Annotated in this window: 14 protein-coding genes; 11 read left to right on the forward strand and 3 right to left on the reverse strand. The window is 67.7% G+C overall.

All coding sequences use genetic code 11. The features are described 5' to 3' along the window. Positions 1-114: 114 nt before the first annotated feature. The 8 genes from RIC11_RS00575 to bioA all read left to right on the forward strand — a co-directional run bounded on the left by RIC11_RS00575 (position 115) and on the right by bioA (position 7756). Positions 115-954 carry an inositol monophosphatase family protein gene (locus RIC11_RS00575; RefSeq protein WP_350207872.1) on the forward strand — a complete coding sequence of 280 codons (840 nt, stop codon included), beginning with the start codon at positions 115-117 and terminating at the stop codon, positions 952-954. A gap of 144 nt (positions 955-1098) precedes the next feature. Then, positions 1099-1362 (forward strand): 50S ribosomal protein L28, encoded by a 264-nt coding sequence (gene rpmB, locus RIC11_RS00580; protein ID WP_350207873.1) that lies wholly within the window; start codon positions 1099-1101, stop codon positions 1360-1362. Between the two features lie 28 nt (positions 1363-1390). Then, complete coding sequence (gene gatC, locus RIC11_RS00585) at positions 1391-1681, forward strand: Asp-tRNA(Asn)/Glu-tRNA(Gln) amidotransferase subunit GatC (protein ID WP_350207874.1); 291 nt, start codon at positions 1391-1393, stop codon at positions 1679-1681. 104 nt (positions 1682-1785) lie between these two features. Beyond that, a complete protein-coding gene (gatA, locus tag RIC11_RS00590) occupies positions 1786-3330 on the forward strand; it encodes an Asp-tRNA(Asn)/Glu-tRNA(Gln) amidotransferase subunit GatA (protein ID WP_350207875.1) in 1545 nt (514 codons plus the stop codon). Between the two features lie 50 nt (positions 3331-3380). Then, entirely contained in the window at positions 3381-3764 is a 384-nt protein-coding gene (locus tag RIC11_RS00595) for a GxxExxY protein (RefSeq protein WP_350207876.1), read from the forward strand. 33 nt (positions 3765-3797) lie between these two features. Beyond that, a complete protein-coding gene (gene gatB / locus RIC11_RS00600) occupies positions 3798-5285 on the forward strand; it encodes an Asp-tRNA(Asn)/Glu-tRNA(Gln) amidotransferase subunit GatB (protein WP_350207877.1) in 1488 nt (495 codons plus the stop codon). Positions 5286-5410: 125 nt separating this feature from the next. Beyond that, complete coding sequence (locus RIC11_RS00605; RefSeq protein ID WP_350207878.1) at positions 5411-6229, forward strand: SAM hydrolase/SAM-dependent halogenase family protein; 819 nt, start codon at positions 5411-5413, stop codon at positions 6227-6229. 192 nt (positions 6230-6421) lie between these two features. Beyond that, positions 6422-7756 carry an adenosylmethionine--8-amino-7-oxononanoate transaminase gene (bioA, locus tag RIC11_RS00610; RefSeq protein ID WP_350207879.1) on the forward strand — a complete coding sequence of 445 codons (1335 nt, stop codon included), beginning with the start codon at positions 6422-6424 and terminating at the stop codon, positions 7754-7756. A 93-nt stretch (positions 7757-7849) separates the two neighbouring features. On the opposite strand, the gene RIC11_RS00615 is transcribed toward bioA, so the two are convergent. Continuing rightward, on the reverse strand, positions 7850-9748 hold the full coding sequence (locus RIC11_RS00615) for a sigma-54-dependent Fis family transcriptional regulator (RefSeq protein WP_350207880.1): 1899 nt from the start codon (positions 9746-9748) through the stop codon (positions 7850-7852). Between the two features lie 200 nt (positions 9749-9948). On the opposite strand from RIC11_RS00615, the gene RIC11_RS00620 reads away from it, so the two are divergent. The 3 genes from RIC11_RS00620 to RIC11_RS00630 all read left to right on the forward strand — a co-directional run bounded on the left by RIC11_RS00620 (position 9949) and on the right by RIC11_RS00630 (position 13825). Further along, positions 9949-12087 carry an aspartyl protease family protein gene (locus RIC11_RS00620; RefSeq protein WP_350207881.1) on the forward strand — a complete coding sequence of 713 codons (2139 nt, stop codon included), beginning with the start codon at positions 9949-9951 and terminating at the stop codon, positions 12085-12087. Between the two features lie 548 nt (positions 12088-12635). After that, positions 12636-12968 (forward strand): HPF/RaiA family ribosome-associated protein, encoded by a 333-nt coding sequence (locus RIC11_RS00625; protein ID WP_350207882.1) that lies wholly within the window; start codon positions 12636-12638, stop codon positions 12966-12968. 524 nt (positions 12969-13492) lie between these two features. Continuing rightward, entirely contained in the window at positions 13493-13825 is a 333-nt protein-coding gene (locus RIC11_RS00630) for a hypothetical protein (protein ID WP_350207883.1), read from the forward strand. A 156-nt stretch (positions 13826-13981) separates the two neighbouring features. On the opposite strand, the gene RIC11_RS00635 is transcribed toward RIC11_RS00630, so the two are convergent. Both RIC11_RS00635 and RIC11_RS00640 read right to left on the reverse strand, forming a co-directional pair. Next, the gene (locus RIC11_RS00635) at positions 13982-14416 is read right to left on the reverse strand and encodes a hypothetical protein (protein WP_350207884.1); all 435 of its coding nucleotides are present in this window, start codon (positions 14414-14416) and stop codon (positions 13982-13984) included. A 196-nt stretch (positions 14417-14612) separates the two neighbouring features. After that, positions 14613-15645: leucine-rich repeat domain-containing protein (locus RIC11_RS00640; RefSeq protein WP_350207885.1), on the reverse strand; the 1033-nt coding region annotated here is incomplete at its 5' end.

Consider the following 15645-nt stretch of genomic DNA (forward strand, 5'->3'; position numbering starts at 1 on the left):
ACGCGCCCGCCGGACGGCTTTTGCCGCCTTGCGGCGCAGCGCGTGTCCGATAGCCTGATTCGTTGCCGGCCGATTCCGCGGCCGCGGCCTCCGCCACCTGCCCCCCCAGCTCCGATGCCCTCGACCACCGCCAATTCCCTCTCCGACTCCGCCCGCGCCGCCGCCGAAGAACGCCTGGAGTGGGCGCGAGAGATCGCGTTGGAAGCGGGCGTGGTGACGCTCGAGCACTTCCGATCGCGGTCGCTGGGTGTGGAGCGAAAAGGGGACGGCTCGCCGGTCACCATCGCCGACCGCACGGCCGAGCAACAGCTCCGCAAGCGGATCGAGGACCGCTACCCAGACGACGCGATCCTCGGCGAAGAATTCCCCGCCAAAGAAGGCCGGTCGGGCTACAAGTGGATCCTCGACCCGATCGACGGCACGAAGGCGTTCGTCCACGGAGTGCCGCTCTACACGAACCTGGTGGCGGTGATCGAGGAGGAGTCGGGCGAGCCGATCCTCGGCGTGGTCAACGCGCCGGCTTCGCGCGAGACGATCTACGCGGCGGTCGGCGGCGGCGCTTGGTACCAGTACGGCGAGCAGACCGCCTACCAGGCCTACGTGTCGCACACCGCGACGCTGGCCGAGGGGATGTTCCTCACCGGCGACGTGGCCGGCTTCCAGGACCGCCCGCAAGACGCGACCGACGTGTACATGGCCCTGCAGAACGCTGCGCGGATCAGCCGCACGTGGGGCGATGGCTACGGCTACATGATGGTCGCGATCGGCCGCGCCGAAGTGATGATGGACGCCCAGATGAGCCTGTGGGACGCCGCGTGCCTGAAGCCGATCCTCGAAGAGGCCGGCGGCACCTTCACGAGCTGGTCCGGCGAGCCCACGGTCCACGCGGGCGAGGGGATCGCCACGAACGGCCGGGTGCTCGACGAGGTGCTGGGCCACACCAAGGGGCGGTGAAAGCGGTCTGTCGGCCGTCGGCTTCTGTCGCCGGCTAGCCTCAAACCCACCACAGACCACCGATTGCGGGCCCGCCCCCAGGCCGCTAGGCTATGGGGCTAGCTCCAAACCACCCCGCCTCGCCGGTCGATTCGAGAATTCCCGATGGCACGCGCTTGTGAACTCTGCGGCAAAGGCCCGCAGATCGGCAACCAGGTCACCACCCGCGGTAAGAAAAAGTACCTGGGCGGCGTCGGCACCAAGATCACCGGCCAGACCAAGCGGCAGTTCAAGCCGAACTTGCAGCGGGTCAAGGTGACCGGCCCCGATGGCGCCGCGCAGCACATCAAGGTCTGCGTGCAGTGCATCCGCAGCGGCGCGGTCGTCAAGAAGGTCCGCAACTCGCCGTTCCAGGTGCCAGCCAAGTAGCAGCGGCCGGACGCGTAAGGAGCCCCCGATGGCGATCTCCCGCGAAGACGTCGAGCGGGTCGCCCTGCTGGCGCGGCTCGAGCTGGACGAAGCCCAGGTCGCCGAGCTGACCCCGCAACTGGCGGAGATCGTCGCCTACGTCGACCAGCTCGCCGAGGTCGACACCGAGGGCGTCGAGCCGATGGCGCACGCGGTCGAGCTGACCAACGTGCTCCGGCCCGACGCGGTCCGCCCCGGCCTGTCGCACGAAGCGGCCCTGGCCAACGCCCCGCGGCACGACCACACCGGGTTCCGCGTGCCGGCGGTGCTGGACGAGTGAGCCGAAGGGGAAAGCGGAAAGGGTCGCCTTCGGTCGCTTCCTGACGGGCGCGGCTCGGTTTAAGGTTTGGCTCTCTAGCCGAACCGACTCCGCAGCGTTTTCCGATGGCCGATCCCTCGCTCACCTCGCTATCCGCCGCCGAGCAATTGCGTCGTCTGGCGTCCGGCGACTTGACTTCGGTCGAGCTGACCCGCGCGTATCTCGACCGGATCGCCGCGGTCGATGAGCGCGTCGGCGCGTTCCTCCGCGTGTCGGGCGATCGGGCGATCGAACAGGCCGAGTCGATCGACCGGCGCCGCGCCGCGGGCGAGGGGCTCGGCCCGTTGGCCGGCGTGCCGGTCGCCGTGAAGGACGTGCTGTGCGACGCCGATGAGCTCTGCACTTGTGCTTCCAAGATGCTCGAGGGCTTCCGCCCGCCGTACGACGCGACGGTCGTCGAGCGGCTCAAAGCGGCCGACGCGGTCCTCATCGGCCGCACCAACATGGACGAGTTCGCTATGGGCGGCTCGACCGAGAACTCCGCTTTCCAGCCCACACGCAACCCGTGGGACCTCCGGCGCTCGCCGGGCGGCTCCTCCGGCGGCGCAGCGGCCGCGGTCGCCGCCGGCGAGGCGCCCCTGTCGATCGGCACCGACACGGGCGGCTCGATCCGCCAGCCGGCCGCGCTGTGCGGCGTGGTGGGCCTGAAGCCGACCTACGGCCGCGTCAGCCGCTACGGCTTGGTGGCGTTCGCCAGCAGCCTCGACCAGGTCGGCCCGCTCGCCAGAACGGTCGAGGACGTCGCGCTGCTGTACGACGCCATCGCCGGCCACGACCCGCGCGACTCGACCTCTCTGCCAAACGAGCTACGCCCCGCCGCGCCGGAAGTCGACAAGCCGCTCGAGGGGCTCCGCGTCGGCGTCGTGCCGGAGCACTACGCCGAGGGGCTCGACCCGGAAGTGCGCTCGGCGGTTGAGAGCGCGATCGAGGGCTACCGCCAGCGCGGCGCCGAGGTCGTCCAGGTCGAGCTGCCCCACGCGCGGTACGGCGTGGCGACCTACTACGTGATCGCCCCCAGCGAGGCCTCCAGCAACCTGTCCCGCTACGACGGCATCCACTACGGCCACCGGGCCGACGAGTCGCAGGTCGCCGCGGAGCTGGCAGCCGAGCGCAAAGCGGCCTCCGAGTCGGGCGACAAGGCGGCCTTGGCGAAGATCGACTCCGCGCTGGTGCGCCTGTACCGCAAGAGCCGCACGGAGGGCTTCGGCCCCGAGGTCAAGCGGCGGATCATGCTCGGCGTTTACGCGCTGTCCGAGGGCTACGCCGACGCGTACTACCTGAAGGCGCTCAAGGTCCGCCGGCTCATCCGCGAGGACTACGACCGCGCGTTCGAGAAGGTCGACGTCATCGCCGGCCCGGTCACCGCCGCGCCGGCGTTCAAGCTGGGCGAGCTGGTCGACGACCCGCTGTCGATGTACCTGGTCGACCTCTACACGGTCAGCGCAAACCTGGCCGGCCTCCCCGCCGTGAGCCTACCCTGCGGCCAATCGAAGAGCGGCCTCCCGATCGGCCTGCAACTGATGGCCCCCCACCTCCAAGAACCCCGCCTGCTCCGAGCCGCCCGCATGCACGAAGCCGCTAGCCCCACCCTCCCGACGCCCTCCCTTTAGTTGCCCACGAATCGATCTAATCCTCGCGAATCTGGAGCAAGGGGCTGTTCATGGCACAGCTGGTGTTGAAAGACGAGGCTTACCGGATCGTGGGGGCTTGTTTTGAGGTTTACAACACTCTCGGGTGCGGGTTTCTGGAAGCGGTGTATCAAGAAGCGCTAGAACTCGAGCTTTCCGAGCGAGGGATCCCGTTCAAATCCCAGGCAGCGCTCCGCATTGCCTACAAGGGCCGGACTCTCTCAACCGAATACAAAGCGGATCTGGTCTGCTTTGGCCAAATACTTGTCGAGCTGAAAGCGGTGAGCGAGCTTGTTGATGCTCACCGATCTCAGACCCTCAATTACCTGCACGCCACGAGGATGCCACTCGGTTTGCTCGTCAACTTCGGACACAAAAGCGACTTACAGCACGAGCGATTTCTCCCTCGCCGTTGATTCGCGAAAATTCGCTCGATTCGTGGGCAAACAATGGACTACCAGACAATCGTCGGCCTCGAGGTCCACGTGCAGCTCGCCACCCAGAGCAAGCTGTTCTGTGGCTGCCCGACCACGTTCGGCGCGGCGCCGAACACGCAGGTCTGCCCCGTGTGCCTAGGCCTGCCCGGGTCGCTGCCGGTGATCAACGCCCGGGCGGTGGAGCTCGCGCGGGTCGTCGGCGTGGCGCTCGATTGCGAGACCCCGAGCGCCGAGCACGACAACTACACCAAGTGGGACCGCAAGCAGTACTTCTACCCCGACCTGCCCAAGGGCTACCAAACCAGCCAGTTCGACCTGCCGATCACCGAAACCGGCGGGCTGGACATCGCGCTGGAGGACGGCCAGCCGAAGCGGGTCCGCATCACCCGCGCGCACCTCGAAGAGGACGCCGGCAAGAGCCTGCACGACGAGTCCGGCGCGGGGGGCGACTCGGTGATCGACCTCAACCGCGCGGGCACGCCGCTCTTGGAGATCGTCAGCGAGCCGGACCTGCGGTCCGGCGCGGAGGCCAAGGCCTACCTCGAAGAGCTGAAACTGCTGCTCACCTACCTGGCCGTGTCCGACTGCAACATGCAAGAAGGCTCGCTGCGGGTCGACGCGAACGTGAACCTGCACGTGCCCGACCCGGCGGGCGGCGGCAAGCCGGCCGCCACGCCGATCGTCGAGATCAAGAACCTCAACAGCTTCCGCGCGGTCGAGCGGGCCATCGAGTACGAGGCCCAGCGCCAATGGCGCGACTGGCAAGAGACCGGCCGCCGCCTGGGCCAGGCGCCCAAGCAGACCCGCGGCTGGGACGACTCCGCCGAGGTCACCCGCCCGCAGCGCGAGAAGGAAGAGTCGAGCGACTACCGCTACTTCCCCTGCCCGGACCTGGAGCCAGTCGTCACCACGGCCGCCGAGGTCGAGCGCCTGCGCAGCGGGATGCCCGAGCTGCCCGCCGCGTTGCGGCTGCGCTTGCAAGCGGACCACGGCCTCTCGGCGTACGACGCCGGCGTGATCGTCAACCAGGGGCGCGACCTGGCCGACTACTTCCTCGCCGTGGCCCAGCAATCCGGCGACGCCAAGCAGTCCGCCAACTGGGTCACGCAGCACGTGCTGCGCGTGATGAACGCCGAGGGGAAAACGCTAGACGGGGTCGGCCTGCCCGCCGGCCGACTGGCCGCGATGATCCAGAAACTCACCGCGGGCGACCTGCCGAGCCCCCGCGCGCGCGAGGTCTTCGAGACGATGATCGCCGAGGACACCGATTGCGACGCGGCGATGAAGTCGCTCGGCATCGAGGCGGTCGACGAGTCGGAGCTGGTCGCCCTCTGCGAGCAGCTGCTCGACAAGAACCCGAAGATCGTCGCCGACGTGAAGGGCGGCAACGAGAAAGCCGTCGGCGCCCTCATCGGCCAAGCCAAGAAGCACAACCCCAACGCCGACCCGGGCCGCGTCCGCGCGATCTGCCTCGAGCTGATCGCCCAACGCGACGCCTAAGCTCTCACCGCCAAGTCGCCAAGAGCGCCAAGTTCGCCAAGGAATCGCGTCCTTCATCCGACCTCTTGGCGGCCTTGGCGCTCTTGGCGTCTTGGCGGTTCACTCGTCTAGCCGGGACCGCCCCCATGCTGATCACGCTGACCACCGATTTCGGCCCGGGCGGGCGGTATGTCGCGCAGATGAAGGGGGTGCTCTACGCCCGGGCGCCCGGCGCCACGGTCGTCGACCTGTCGCACGACGTGGCGCCGCAAGACGTGGCCGGCGCGGCCCGCTTGCTCGAAGCGGTCGCCCCCTACTGGCCGCAACGGACAGTCCACCTCGTGGTCGTCGACCCCGGCGTGGGAACCGACCGGCCGATCGTCGCCGTCGAGGCGCTCGGCCAGCGGTTCGTCGGCCCCGACAACGGCTTGTTCGGCTGGCTCAACGACGCGGTCGACCGCGCCGTGGCCGTCGACCCGCTGCGTGTCGAGCTGGCCGGCGACTCCAGCACGTTCCACGGCCGCGACCTGATGGCCCCGGTCGCCGCGCGGCTCGCGCAGGGCGCCGACTTGCACGAGTTCGGCAAGGCCTGCGAGTCGCTCGCCGAACTCGCCACGACGGCGGCGGTCGCCGTGCGTGACCGGGAGGGACTCGTCGCCGGCGAGGTGACCGAGGTCGACCGCTACGGCAACCTGATCACCTGCGTGCCCGAGTCGGCATTGGCCGACGCGCCGCGCGACGGACGGCTGCGCATCACGCTGGGCGAGCACGAGACCTTCGGCCTCTGGCGCGCCTACGGCGAGCACCCGCCCGGCACGCTGGTGGCGCTCGTCGGCTCCGGCGGCCACGCCGAGCTGGCCATCGTCAACGGCGACGCCGCCGCGATGCTCGGCGCGCGAGTCGGCGACACCGTCCGCTTCGAATGGGAGCCCCCGAATCGATCGAATCGGCACGAATCCGAGTGAGAATCGATCATTTGCTTACCTGTGGGAGGCGCCTCCTGACGCCGATTACGCCATGCCGATGCAAGTCGGCTGGCGTACCGTTATCGGCGTCAGGAGACGCCTCCCATAGTCGAACCGTAACCCATCGAAGAGTTGAGAGCCCGACGCGTCCGATTCGCGAAGATTCGATCGATTCGTGGGCCCAAGACCCCAATGAAAACATCTCCCGAAGACCTCCCCACCTGGGACCGCGACCACTACTGGCACTCGTTTCAGCCGATGGCCGATTACGAGCCGCTGGTGATCGAGCGGGCCGAGGGTTCCACCCTCTACGACATCGATGGCCGCGGCTATCTCGACGCGGCAAGCAGCATGTGGTGCGCGGCGCTCGGGCACAATCATCCCCGGATCAACGCGGCGATCACCACGCAACTCGGCAAGCTCGCGCACTGCACGAGCCTCGGCATGGGCGCCGACGTGGCCGTGCGGCTCGCCAAGCGGCTGGCGGACCTCGCGCCGGGCGACCTGCGGCACGTGTTCTTCTCGAGCGACGGCTCGTCGGCGATCGAGATCGCCATGAAGCAAGCCCTCCAGTACTGGCGCCAGCGCGACGAGCCCTGCCCCGAAAAGACCAAGTACCTCTCCTTCGGCCACGCCTACCACGGCGACACGATCGGCGCGACGGCCGTCGGCGGCATCGGCCGCTACCACGAGGTCTTCGGCCCGATCCTCTGCGAGACCGTCCGCGTCGAACCGCCCGACACGCGGAAGGGGGCGCCGGAGGACGAGACCCAAGCCGCGCTCGCAAGGCTAAGGGAAGTCTTCGAGTCGGAAGCCGACCGCATCGCGGCCGCGATCGTCGAGCCGCTCGTGCAATGCGCCGCCGGGATGCTCATGCACCCGCCCGGCTTCTTGTCGGGCTTGCGCAAGCTGTGCGACGAGCACGGCGTGCTCCTCATCGCCGACGAGGTGGCCGTCGGCCTCGGACGCACCGGCCGCCTCTTTGCCTCGGGCCACGAGAACGTCACGCCGGACTTCTTGTGCCTCGGCAAGCACCTGACCGCGGGGTACCTGCCAATGGCGGTGACCCTCACCCGGCCTCACATTTACGAGGCGTTCCTCAATCGCACTCCCGACGAGGACCGCACGTTCTGGCACGGCCACACCTTCAGCGGCAACGCGCTGGCGGCCGCCGCCGCGATGGCGACGCTCGACGAGTTCGAAGCGGGCCTCCTCGACGGGCTCCCGGAGCGGATCGCCCACCTCGGCGAGCGGCTCTGCGAGCTGGCCGCCCACCCGCAGGTGAAGCACGCCCGGCAGTGCGGCATGATCGCCGCTTTCGACCTCGAGACCGACGAGGGCTTCTTAGCCGAAAACTCACCGGGCCGCCGCCTCGCTCGCTACGCGTTGGAGCACGGCGTGTGGCTGCGCGCGAAGCCCGACCTGGCCTACGTCATGCCGCCGCTGAACGTGTCGGCCGACGACCTCGACCGGATGTTCGACGTCGTCGCCGCGGGGCTTGGTAGAACCACGGATGAACACGGATAAGCACGGATGGTTTCTTGCCCACGAATCGAGCGAATCCAAACAAACCAAAGTCGTGAAGATCCGGCAGCTTCGTGGGCAATCTCTCATCCGCGTTCATCCGTGTTCATCCGTGGTTCCCTCCCCCTCTTCCATGCCAAGCTGCTTCATCTTCCGGTACAGGTTCGACCGGTGCAGCCCCAGGTCGCGCGCCGCGGCGGCCACGTTGCCTCGGGTGCGGTCGATCGCGCGGAGGATGTGGCGGCGCTGGAACTCGTGGGTCGCTTCGGCGAGCGCGCCCTCGATCGCCGGCTCGCCGCTGCCGCTCGGCTCGCCGCGGTCGATGATCGACAGCTCCTCCGGGCCCAGCGTCGGCCCGTCCGACAGGTAGGCCACCCGCTCCATCAGGTTCCGCAGCTCGCGGATGTTGCCGGGCCAGTCGTGCGTGGTCAGCTTCCGCTTCGCCGCGGCCGACAGCTTCGGCGGCCGGCGGCCGCGGGTCTCGCAGAACTGCCGCAAGAAGTGCTCCGCGAGCAGCAGCACGTCGTCGCCCCGGTCGCGTAGCGGGGGCAGCTCGAGCGTGACCACGCAGAGCCGATAAAAGAGGTCCTCGCGGAACTTCCCCTCGGCCACCCGCGCGGACAGGTCGCGGTTGGTCGCCGCCACGACACGCACGTCGACGCGCCGCGGCTCGGCGCCGCCGACGCGCACGATGGTCTTGTCCTCTAGCACCCGCAGCAGCTTCGCCTGGCCGCCGGGCGACATGTCGCCGATCTCGTCGAGCAGGATCGTCCCGCCGTCGGCTAGTTCGAACTTGCCCGCGCGGTCCTCGTGGGCGCCGGTGAAGGCGCCCTTCACGTGGCCGAACAGCTCGCTCTCTAGCAGCGACTCGGCGATCGCCGCGCAGTTGACAGCCAGCAGCGGCTCGTTGCGTCGGCGGCTCTGGAAGTGGAGCGACTGCGCGACGACCTCTTTGCCCGTGCCGTTCTCGCCGAGGACCATGACCGCCAGGTCGGCGTCGGCCACGCGGCGGATCGTCGACCGCAGCGCGTCGATCGCCGGGCAATCGCCCAGCATCCGCACGCCGGCCGCCGCTTGCTCGACGAGCGCGTCGCGGCGCTCGATCAGTTCCTCGACCTGCTGGGTGTTCGCCACGGCGACCGCCGCGAGCTGCGCGAACTCCGTGAGGCCGCGCTCGTCTTCCGCGGTGAACTCCCCCTCGCGCTTGTTGATCAACTCGAAAGCGCCGAGCCGCTCTCCCCCCGGCGCGTCGAGCGGCACGCACAACAGCGACTCGGTGCGGTAGCCGGTCGACTCGTCGGTCGAGCGGTCGACCAGCCCGCTCTCGCCCGAGCGGGTGCGCATCGGCCGGCCCGACTGCACCACCTGGCCGACGACGCCCGCCTTGTCGCCGACGACCAGGCGGCCCTCGGGCAGGCCCAGGGCGGGCCGGCCCACGAGCTGCGACGCGCCGCGGTCCCAGAGGAAGATCGTCGCGCGGTCCGAGCCGAACAGCTCGGTCGCCGCCTCGGCCATCTGCTCGAGCAGCCGGGCCGTGTCGCTCGACTCGCCCCAAGCGAGCGACAAGCGGACGAGCGCCGCCAGCCGCTCGGTCCGGTCGTTGTCCCCGCCCGTGGCCGCCGCGGCGCGGCGGGCCGAGCCGCAGAGGGCCGCCACGGCCGACGCGTCGATCTGCCCGCGCGGGCCGCGGAGCGTGAGCACGTCGTGCTGCGGCCCGCCGTGCGGGGCGGCGATCGGCACGGCCAGCCAGCCGCCGGACTCGACCGCGCGCTCCGCGTCGAGCGCGTCGGCGGCCGCTTCGGGCAGGGCCGCGCCGCCGGCCGGCTCGGCCGCTAGCAGGCGCCACTCCGGCGCGGCGGGCCGCCACAGGCACGCCGCCCCGGCGCCCGTCGCGGTGCGCAGCGAAGCGACAAGCCGCCTGTCGAGCGACTGCGGGCTGTCCGCCAGGGCCGCCATCAGATCGATGGCGATGCGGGCGAGGGGAGTTGTCGTCATCATGACAGCCGAGCGTGACCCGAACGGCCCACCGACGCAACCTCGCCTGCCGCTCTACCTGCCCTCGGCGCATGCGGTTTACCGGCGACGCTCCGCGGCGAGTCACCCGATCGTTGACCGCTCCGCAGCCGGCGCCTAGCCTGCGAGGGTGGCGCCAGCTAGTGCTTTTCGCCACCTAGAAGCACCTCAGAAGGGGCAAGATGCAGCAGCTCTCCCGGACACGCTCGACGCTTGTCGCGGTTGCGATAGCGCTCGCCGTGGCGACCGCCTCCCGCGCCGCGGCGCAGACGCCGCTCGACGGCTTCTACCCGCTGGTGGGGATGGGGATCACCGACGAGTTCGTTTTCGACGACCTGCTCGGCACGTTCGCTCTGCCCGAGACCGGCGTGGGCTCCAACGCCATCGGCCCCGGCGGCACGCCCTACTACGACCTGGCCCTGCTCGACACCGGCGCCGCGCTCTCCCTCGTCAACGACCGGGGCTTCGACGGCTTCGGCCTCGGTCGGTCGGACGTGGGCGGCGGCCGCGATGGCTACCGCGGGACCGAGGTGATCCAGCTCGGCGGCGCCACGGGGCAGCTCTTCGCCACGATCAACGACCCGTTCGGCCTCTACGCGAGCGGCCTGCAAGACCGCGCGTCGGCCGGCGCGCAGCTCACGATGAACGGCGCCGTGCTCGAAGGCCAAACCAACACGTCGACGGTCACGCTCCCGCCCGAGTCGGCCCTGCCGAACATCGTCGGGCTGCCGTTCGCCAGCCAGTACGCGACCCACATCCGCAACGACCAGCCGCAGGTCTTCCAGCTCGGCGGCAAAACCATCCGCGCGCCGGCGATCGACTTCCAGCCGCTGGGTTCCGGCGGCGGCGGCATCAACCGCAAGGCGCCGCTCGCGCTGAACCCGGGGAGCACCTTCCTCCAGCCGCCCGCCTACTTCAGCAACATCCTCAACATCGTCGACGGCATCCCGGTCCACGAGAACCCGACGCTGCCGACCGTCATGCAAGGCGGGCTGTTCCTGAACGTGCGCGCGCAGAACAACGGCGCCGACCTCGGCGGCACGCAGCAGTTCTTCTTCGACACGGGGGCGAGCGTCACGGTGTTGTCGCAGCTCAGCGCGCTGGAGCTCGGCTTCGACGTGCTCGTCGACGAGCCGGAGTTCACGATCTCGATCGTCGGCTCCGGCGGCCTCATCAGCGACGTGCCCGGCTTCATCCTCGACGAGTTCACGGTCGTCGCCCTCGGGGGCAACGTGGTCGTCCAGAACGTGCCGGTCATCGTGCTCGACGTGACCGACCCGTCCGACCCGGGCAACATCGTGCCGGGCATCTTGGGGACCAACATCCTCTCGGGCCGCAACGTGGTGATCGACCCCAAGCCGGCCGACGGCTCCGGCGGCGAGAGCGCCGGCGTGTATATCAGCGACCCGGTGACGAACCAATTCAACTGGTCGGCCACCACGGCGGCTGCCGCCTGGGGCGCCGCCCCCTCGTGGGACGCGGGGGCCACGCCCGACTTGCTCAGCGTCGTCGACGCCCGCCCCGCGACCGCGTCCAACCAAACGGCGACCGTTTCGGGCGAGCAGTACGCCTGGACGGCAAACGTGGCCGGCGGCGAAGCCGGCGCGCGGATGAGGGTCGCCATCGGCGACACAGCGAGCTTGACCACCTTCTCCGGCGTGTCGATCGCCGATGGCGGGGAGATCGACCTGACGGGCGGCGTGCTCGACGCCCAGTACGTCGACGTCCGCGGCGGCCGGCTCGCCGGCGAGGGCCAGGTGCGTGTCGGCAGCGGCCCCATCGAGGGGCAAGTCGAGGTGGTCGCCGGCGCGATCGCGCCCGACGGGGCGATGGCGATCGACGGCCGGCTGATCATCGGCCCCGGCGGCGCCCTCGAAGTGTCGCTCCACGAGTCCCAGCCCGACTTGCTCACGGTCACCGGCTCCGCCGCGCTGGAGGGCGACCTGGTCGTCACGCTCGGCTACACGCCCATCCGCGGATGGACCTACAACCTGATCACCGCCGAGAGCCGCGGCGGCGAGTTCTCGACCGTCACGCTCCCCGACGCGTACGAGTGGGACCTGCGCTACACGGCCACCGGCGTGCAGCTCGAACTGCTCGCCGTCGCCGGCGACTTCAACGCCGACGGCCGCGTCGACGCGGCCGACTACTCGGTCTGGCGCGACGGGCTCGGCGTCGACTACGACCAGTCGGACTACCACCGCTGGGCCGACAACTACGGCGCGGCCTTCCCCCAGATCTCCGAGTCCGTGCCCGAGCCGGCCGCGGCGATGCTCGTGGTGCTGGCGCTCGGCGCGAGGGGCCTTGGCCGACGGGGCTGATCGCGAATTGGCCAAAGACGGCGGGCGCCCGCCTGTCGCGTAGCGTTACAAACGCGACACGCCGAAAAAACGCGCGCCACGCTAATTCGGCCGTTTCTGCCCCTAATCCGTTGCCACGCCTGGGGTTGCGATTCGTTACAACGCATCACGCTGTAACGAAACTCTTGCCGCTCGTCGGGCCGTGTGGCGTCCTGTCGATTGTCGCCGAGCCGGCCGCCGGCCGCCGGCAAAATAGCCGCGGGCAGGCGCCAAGGTGGGCGAGGTCTAGCCGGCCGCTACGCTTCCCCGGCTGACTCCTAGGCCCCTCCTCTGCGTACGCTACCCCTGCCACGGTAGCGCCGGCCTCGGTGGCGCCGCGAACTCGGGGTTCGATCTTCCGCGGAGGCAGACTTGACCGCCGGTCCTCCACAGGAAGAGTTGGCGAGGGCGAAAGGACGGGCTCGCGCGATCGGGTCGCCGCCTTGACCGATCGAGCCCCGGCCGTCCCACTGCAACAGCCGCCTCGCGGACACGCGGCCTCCTCCTGTCACCGACGCCAAGGAACCAGCATGCAAATCATCATCAACAGCAACAGCCAAGTGCTGATGGATCAGGAGTCGATCGAGCAGCACGAGGCCGAGATCGCGGCGGAGCTCGATCGGTTCAAAGAACGGCTCACCCGGATCGAGGTCCACCTGACCGACGAGAACAGCCTCGCCAAAGGGGGCGACGACGACATCCGCTGTCTGATGGAGGCCCGACCCGCGGGCCAGCAACCGGTGGGCGTCGAGGTCCGGGCGGCGACCGTCGAGCAAGCCCTCCGGGAAGGCGCCGACACGCTCAAACGGCGGCTGAGCACGATGTTCGAAAAGGCCCGCACCGAACAGCGACGCCCCCGTTGATCGCGACCCCCGATCGGCGTGCCTGTGTGCGTCTCGGCAGTGGGGTAGGTCGGGCTGTGCCTGGCTCCCTTGCTTCCGAAACGGAGCGACGGGCCGCGGCGCCGGCTCGCCCGGCAGTGGACACAGGGTACCCGCTTCGCACTGCTGGACAAAGCCAGCAGTGGCGCCCGGCGGAACCCAGAAGCTCGCAGGAAAGTGGTCGCACAGATGCTCGATTACGCGGCCTACGGAAGCCTCCACTGGAAGGCCGAGACCATACATTTCAATCACTAGCCTGAAGGCACGAGCATGTCCCAAACAGGGGTAAGTGCGAAGGTAGGTCTATGACGGGCAGAAAGCATGGGCTTCAATGTGTCCAGGATATGAAAGGCGGCGGAGGATATAAGCTCTTCGCAAATCAGATCTCGGGCTACCCCGCTACCCAAAGGGTTTGTTTCGATTTACTGCTAGAGTCCGGTGATCACGGTATCGTTATTGGTCCGGAGGGGCGGCAGGGCCCTGATGGAGTAGAATACACAACGCTTATGCCGTACACATGGACGGCGAATGAAATGAGAAACGTTCAGTGGAATGAATGGTGGGGGCAAGCTCTGCCGCAGGAGTGCGTTATCGCTCCGGGAGTACGCAACGTCCTGTGGCGTCTATTTGCTAGGGAGAGTGAAGATTGGAGAATGCCGAAGAAGGAGGGTGAATTCGGCGAGCCTAACGCAATTGAGATACTCTGCGATGGGCAGACCCACATTGCAGCGATGCAATCAAGAACTGCCGGCGACATGTGGTTGGATCTGTTTGTCGGCGAACGGTTTCCAATCGAGGACGACAGCCGCGGGAAATTAGTCTCGTATTTGGAGGTCTAGGGCTGTCTTGAAACGGCGATGGCGTGAGGTGCTCTCCCGGCGGGTGGCACTGCTGGCTCGTCCAGCAGTGGACACCGGGTACCCGCTACGCACTGCTGGACAAAGCCAGCAGTGGCGCCCGGCACAAACACCGCAGTAGCACCGAGCGTAGGTCAATCATTGAGATTCAACGGCGAATGCGTTTTCAATCTCGCTATAAATCACAGGCATCCCCATCGATAGCATCGGTTTCACGTTTGAGTCGCCTACCTCCTCTACTGTCCCGATGTAATCGTCACCAATAAAAACGCCTCCACCAACTTCCCGCTTCGTGAGCAGCCTGCCTCTTTGAGAAAGCGGCTGGTGAGCCAACTTTATCCAGCCGGAAAGCTCAATATTTTCTTCGTGTGTGTATAGTGGGCCGAGCACCCTTGTTGAGAGTGGTGTCCCAGTATCGGGGTCGTAAACAACGCGGTCGCTCTGCCGGCCTCTGACGCCAAATACTACGAAGCCAACCGCGTGCTTAAAACGCTCAGATAGGTGCAGAATCCAACCGATGGCTGTCCGGCCATCCGGTAGAGGGATTTCTACGATGTCGCCTTCCTGGAACATTCTTACCTTCTGAGAAGGCCGGTTCGCCGAAGAGCTTCAATTATAAGTTGATGGTCTGCGACGGGTGGCACTGCTGGCTCGTCCAGCAATGGACACCGGGTACCCGCTTCGAACTGCTGGACAAAGCCAGCAGTGGCGCCCGGCGAAGCGTGACTTAATCAACTAATCAAGTGGAATCCGGTTGGCTTTCCAAGAGCTAATACTGCATTTCGACAAAGATTTCACCGCCGCCCTCGCGACCTGAGCCACGTCGACCTGTTTTTCTGACATAAACCACCTCAAGACTTCGACTCGCCGCAAGGATCTCGCTTAGCTGCACGTCGAGGCTCGCCCGGGGCAATGTGAGCTCTTCCAAATTCGGCATCGCCGCGATCCCTGCGAAGAAGTCGGCGACGTCATCGACCGATATCTCGTCATCACGCCAACGATACAGCGTCAAGCGGCGCAGCTGCGACAGCGTAATCAGCGACCGGCAGGCTTCCAAATCGAGCCCCACTCCGTCCAGGACGATCTCCGAAAGCCTCGCGTTCGCCCGCAGGGGGGCGAAACACGGCCCCCGTAGGGCGCCGCCGCGAATCTCTAGGTACTGAAGCTGCGTAGCGTCTTCCAGGTCTAGCGTCGTCAGACGCTCCACGCCGTCGTCTCGAGATAGCTGTTCCTCGGGCCGCTCATTCACAATGTGAAATGTCAGCTCCGAGAGCGCTGCAATACCTGCAAGCGCACTCACGCCGTCGTTAGAGAGCTGTCCCGCACCGATGGTTAGTGACTGAAGCCGGCCTACCTTCGCGAGAGCCTCGCACGCTGCATCTGTGCAATTATAGGTAGCTAGATGCAGGTGTTGCAGCTTTGGCGCCTCGCAGAGCAATTCGGCTTGCTCCGCCGAAATCTCCCGGTCGACCGAGGAATAATGCCTGCCGCTCTCTAGGCGGAGGTATTTCAGCTCCTGACATCTCCCAAAGTGTCGCAGCCCTTCGCTCGAGACCGTGCCGCTCGTCACGTCGACTGTCTCAAGGTTCTGGAAACCTGGCAGCTGTTCTGCCGCATCGTCGTCCAACCATGATTCGCCATCACCGTGATCCCTGAGCGTGCGGTACTTGTTTACCGCCCTCGCGCTATTGCGCCCTTGTTTGAGTGGGTCTAGCTTGGGTGCATGGACGCCCGCGGACCCGAGACGGACTGCCCGAACTGCAAGCGGCTCGAGCGAGAGGTCGCGGAGCTTCGTGAGGAAG

This window comes from Botrimarina sp. (assembly GCF_040219535.1).
Lineage (GTDB): Bacteria > Planctomycetota > Planctomycetia > Pirellulales > Lacipirellulaceae > Botrimarina.